General features: G+C 63.3%; 5 protein-coding genes and 2 pseudogenes. 4 read left to right on the top strand and 3 right to left on the bottom strand.

Annotation, left to right across the window (positions count from 1 at the left end):
• The 3 genes from NKJ06_RS34530 to NKJ06_RS34520 all read left to right on the top strand — a co-directional run.
• A partial coding sequence (locus NKJ06_RS34530; protein WP_502905676.1) for a winged helix-turn-helix domain-containing protein occupies nt 1-729 on the top strand: 729 nt, incomplete at its 5' end.
• A 36-nt stretch (nt 730-765) separates the two neighbouring features.
• Nucleotides 766-1,398: a Vgb family protein gene (locus NKJ06_RS34525; protein WP_352635912.1), complete on the top strand. Its 633-nt coding sequence runs from the start codon at nt 766-768 to the stop codon at nt 1,396-1,398.
• Nucleotides 1,399-1,543: 145 nt separating this feature from the next.
• A complete protein-coding gene (locus tag NKJ06_RS34520) occupies nt 1,544-2,392 on the top strand; it encodes an aldo/keto reductase (protein WP_352635914.1) in 849 nt (282 codons plus the stop codon).
• Between the two features lie 23 nt (nt 2,393-2,415).
• On the opposite strand, the gene NKJ06_RS34515 is transcribed toward NKJ06_RS34520, so the two are convergent.
• Nucleotides 2,416-2,961 carry an autotransporter gene (locus NKJ06_RS34515; protein ID WP_352635916.1) on the bottom strand — a complete coding sequence of 182 codons (546 nt, stop codon included), beginning with the start codon at nt 2,959-2,961 and terminating at the stop codon, nt 2,416-2,418.
• Between the two features lie 101 nt (nt 2,962-3,062).
• On the opposite strand from NKJ06_RS34515, the gene NKJ06_RS34510 reads away from it, so the two are divergent.
• Nucleotides 3,063-3,815 (top strand): GntR family transcriptional regulator, encoded by a 753-nt coding sequence (locus tag NKJ06_RS34510; RefSeq protein ID WP_352635918.1) that lies wholly within the window; start codon nt 3,063-3,065, stop codon nt 3,813-3,815.
• Between the two features lie 87 nt (nt 3,816-3,902).
• On the opposite strand, the pseudogene NKJ06_RS34505 reads toward NKJ06_RS34510, so the two are convergent.
• Both NKJ06_RS34505 and NKJ06_RS34500 read right to left on the bottom strand, forming a co-directional pair.
• Nucleotides 3,903-4,221: pseudogene (locus tag NKJ06_RS34505) on the bottom strand (endonuclease domain-containing protein).
• Nucleotides 4,222-4,254: 33 nt separating this feature from the next.
• Nucleotides 4,255-4,553 (bottom strand): annotated as a pseudogene (locus tag NKJ06_RS34500) (IS4 family transposase); the annotation flags it as partial.

Raw genomic sequence — 4,553 nt, 5'->3', positions numbered from 1 at the left:
GGGGGCTGGGCAGGGGAGGGGGCCCGCCACGCGGCCCGCGGCGCGGGGATTGCGGGCCTGATGGCAGAGGTCGACAGCGCTTTCCTGGCGCTGGACACGCCGGCGGCGCGGCTGATCGCCGGTGGTGAGCAGCGCCCCTTGCTGCTCGAGGATGTCGAGGCGCTGCAGGCGTCGCCGGCGCTGGTGATCGATAGCTTCCGCTATGTCGTGCGCCAGCAGGAAACAAGCGTCTCGCTGGCAACGCGCCCGGTGCTGTTTGCGCTGGCACGCACGCTCGCCGAAGCGTGGCCGGCGGATGTGTCGAGGGCAACACTTATCGCGCAAGCCTTTGGCGGCAGGCACGCCGATGAATCGCATCGGGCGCGGCTGCGGGTCGAGATCGGCCGGCTGCGCGCCGAACTGCGGGGGCTGGCCGACATCGGCGCGACCAGCCAAGGCTTCGCGCTGGCACCGCGCGAGGCGCGCGAGGTGGTGGTGCTGGCGCGGCCGATCGAGGAGCGGCACGCGACGGTGCTGGCCTTCCTTGCCGATGGTGAATCCTGGGCGAGTTCGGCGCTGGCGTTGGCGCTTGGCACCGGCCAGCGCAGCGTGCAGCGGGCGCTGGAGCAGCTTGGCGAAGCCGGCAAGGTGCAGTCTTTCGGGCACGGACGGGCGCGGCGTTGGATGACGCCGCCGGTGGCCGGATTCACGACCACCTTGTTACTCCCGTCCCCGCTGCCGAGTGGTTAGTAAGGGACATCGGACCATCTCAGTGAGGATCAAGACATGAAACATTCAGCGGCCGAAGTCCTGCGCGAGTACGGACCCTTTCCGGGGGTGGAGAGGGTGCATGGAGTGAGTTTTGACGGCAACAGTGTCTGGTTTGCCTCGGGCGAGAAGCTGAATGCCTTCGATCCGGAAAGCGGGCAGGCGCTGCGCTCGATCGATGTCGCCGCGCATGCCGGCACCGCCTATGATGGCATGTATTTCTTCCAGCTTGCCAACGACCTGATACAGAAGATCGATCCGGATACCGGCCGGGTGCTGGCCACCATTCCAGCACCCGGCGGTGGCGCCGATTCCGGGCTGACCTGGGCCGAAGGGACGCTCTGGGTGGGGCAATACCGTGAGCGCAGGATTCACCAGATCGACCCCGAGACCGGGGCAATCCTGCGCACCATCGAATCCAACCGCTTCGTCACAGGCGTTACCTGGGTCGATGGCGAGCTGTGGCACGCCACCTGGGAAGGCGACCAGAGCGATCTGCGCCGCGTCGATCCGCAGTCAGGCAAGGTTCTGGAAAAGCTCGACATGCCGGTGGGCATGGGGGTATCCGGGCTTGAATCCGATGGCGGCGACCGCCTCTTCTGCGGCAGCACCTCCGCCGGCGTGGTGCGGGCGGTGCGCCGGCCGCGGTGAGGCCGAATCTTCCGACCAAAGATCAGGACGGTGGATCGCTCGCGGCAAATTTATCCGCGGCCGTCTGGCCGTCGCCCCCTGTGGAACCTAGATAGGGCGTGCGCCGGGCGGGCCGCCTGGACCATCTTTGCAAGGGATCCCCATCATGTCTGAACAGCTCACCATGCCTGAGAAGATTGCGTTGAACGACGGCTTCGCCATTCCCCAGCTCGGTCTTGGTGTGTGGCAGGTCGATCAGGACATCACGGCGCAAGTAGTGGGTTGGGGGATCGAGGCCGGCTATCGGCTGATCGACACCGCGGAAGGCTATCAGAACGAGGAAGGGGTCGGAGAGGCGATTCGAAGCGCCGGCGTGCCGCGTGGCGAGCTGTTCATCACCTCGAAACTGCGCAACGGCGCGCACCAGCGCGATGCGGCTTTGCGCGCCTTTGACGAGACGATGGAGAAGCTCGGCGTTGAACAAATCGACCTGTTCCTGATCCACTGGCCGGTGCCCAGCCAGGACAAATATGCCGAAGCCTGGAAGACGCTGGTTGAACTCCGGCAGGCCGGCCGCATCAAGTCGATCGGCGTTTCGAATTTCAATCAGGACCATCTGGAGCGGATCATCGCGGAGACCGGCGTGACGCCCGTCGTCAACCAGATCGAACTGCACCCCCAGTTCCAGCAGCGCGGCATCCGGGACTTTCATGCCACGCATGACATCCGCATCGAAAGCTGGAGCCCGCTGGGCAGCGGCCGTCTGCTGAGCGATCCGAACATTGCCGGCATTGCCAGGAGGCATGGTAAGTCCGCGGCGCAGACGATCATTCGCTGGCATCTCCAGGAGGGGCTGATCGTCATTCCAAAGTCGATCCGCAGGGATCGCATCGCCGCCAATTTCGATGTCTTCGATTTCGAGTTGGATGCACAGGATTTGCAGACGATCCGGGGCATGGATTCGCCCGAAGGCCGCAACGGGCCGAACCCCGCCACGGCCGCGTTCCTGTTCTGAGAGGGAGATCGGCAGCTTGCCCGTCAAGACTGCTCGATGGGCTGGGCGCCGGCCAGATAGCGATCGTTGTCGAAGGGTTCGGCTTGATTGCTTTCAAGATCCCAGAGCTGTCGATGGGTCGCAGGCAGATCGCCCAGATAGACATGCAGCGCACCCGACCGTGCGCTACCGGTGTTGGCGACCGAATGCACGGTATTCGGGGGCAGGTGCACGACGGTGGGCGCGGTGGAGTCCTGCCTTCGCGGAGCATCGAGCTTGCTGGCGGCGTCGGGATAGATGAAGTTGGTCTCGCCGCCTCTGTAAATGCCGATCAACGCATCCATCAGGTGGTTGTGCGGTGGATACTGCAGGCCGGGCGACAGGGTGATGTGGTAGATCGTCAAATTCGGGCTTGCATGGAGAAGCACCTCGTCGTCCTCTTCTTCATGCGCGAGCACGCCCAATGCGTGAAGACGGTTCGTATGGTCGCCCAGCACCGCCCTTATTCGTGCGAGGGGATCGGGACTTCCGGCTGCGTTGACGATATCATCGACAACCGCGTAGAGAGGTGAGTCAACGGGAATAGCCATTGCCAGTTATCCCTTTTGAGATGATCAATTGATAGATCTGAGATGCTCAGGCTAGTCAATGTCGATGGCGTCGTCAACGGGATCGCCAGAACGGAACAGACATGACTCCTCGCGATTTCACAGCCGCGTCGGCGAAACCGACCCTGTCCGCTGGCTCGGCGGCGGCGCCGTCGACCGCCGACCTGCTGCGCAGCGAGCAGGCTTACGAGCAGGTGAAGAGCGACATCGTCGCCTGCGTGCTGCGTCCGGGCGAAACGCTGACCGAAAAGCAGATCGGTGACCGTTACCTGATCCGGAAGGCGACGATCCGCGCAGCGCTGACCCGGCTGATGCAGGAAGGGCTGGTCAGGAGCGAGCCGCGCCGCGGCTATGTCATCACGCCGCTGACGCTGCGCGATGTCGCCGAGATATTCGATGTCCGCAGCCTGATTGAGCCGGAGGTGTTCAGGGTAGCCGCGTCGGGCCTCACCGAGCGGGGGCTCGAAGATATCAGGCAGGCTGCGAAGAAAGTGCTGAAGCCGGAGACGCTGCGCAGCCACGTTGCATTCCTGGCGGCGGATCGGGCCTTTCGTCTGGCGCTCGCGGAACTCTCCGGAAATTCACGCCTGGCGCAGCTCCTGGGTCAGATACTCGACCAGTCGGAGAGGGTTCTCCATCTCGGATTCAGATCGCGCGACTTCACCCAGCTGATCATCGGCCAGCAAAAGGACCTGGTTCATGCCTGCGAGGCACGCGAGGTTTCCGGCATCGTCAAACTTGCCCGCTCGCAGTGCCTCACGCTCAAGAAGCAGGTGCTCGAAGCCCTGCTCGCGGGCACCAAGCTTCAGGAGACCAATTTGCAGGACTTTGCTTGAGGGGAGACGGTCGACGAAGCTGCCAATCTCCCCCCAAGTGGGGGAGATGTCCGGCAGGACAGAGGGGGGCGCTGGCCCGCCAACATATCACAGCGTGTCAACCAAACCTGCCACGATGACAATATGTTGGCAGACATTGGTCGATGTCGCGGATGACATCGTCATTCCAGAAGCGAAGGACGGTCCAGCCATCCTGTTCCAGGCGCTTCGTCCTCAGGGTGTCGGCCATCGCAGGATCGGCGTCGCCGTGCTGAACCCCGTCGACCTCCACGACGAGCTTTTTGCCCGGGCAAGCAAAGTCGGCGATGTAGCTTGCGATTGGAAATTGCCTGCGGAAGCCGAGAGGCATAGCTGTTTGTGGCGAACGCTGGCGCTCTACGGCGCCCCCCTCTGTCCTGCCGGACATCTCCCCCACAAGGGCAGGACTGTCCGGGGAAAGCTATTCATATATGAAGGCCATCTGATTGAGGGAGGATCGGTCTCTTGGCCGGCTCGGATTGACCGGCGGCGGCTTGTCGATGGCGTGTATTTTTCGCCGCCCGAACAAGTATTGGGCGACCAGCTCTGTGAACCGCAGGATTGGAATGACGACACCTCGGGTGCGCGCGACGATGCGCAGCAGTGCATAGGCGATCATTGCCGCGAAGAGCTGTAGGCGGATTGCATTGCCGTTGTTGCCCAGGAACTTGCCGATCTTGAGGTGCTGCTTGATCCAGCGGAACAGAAGCTCGATTTGCC

Origin of the sequence: Mesorhizobium sp. M0293, from assembly GCF_040321735.1 — a bacterium.
Classification (GTDB): Bacteria; Pseudomonadota; Alphaproteobacteria; order Rhizobiales; family Rhizobiaceae; genus Mesorhizobium.
Note: the sequence above shows the minus strand (reverse complement) of the source record. Positions and strands in the feature narration are given on the sequence as shown.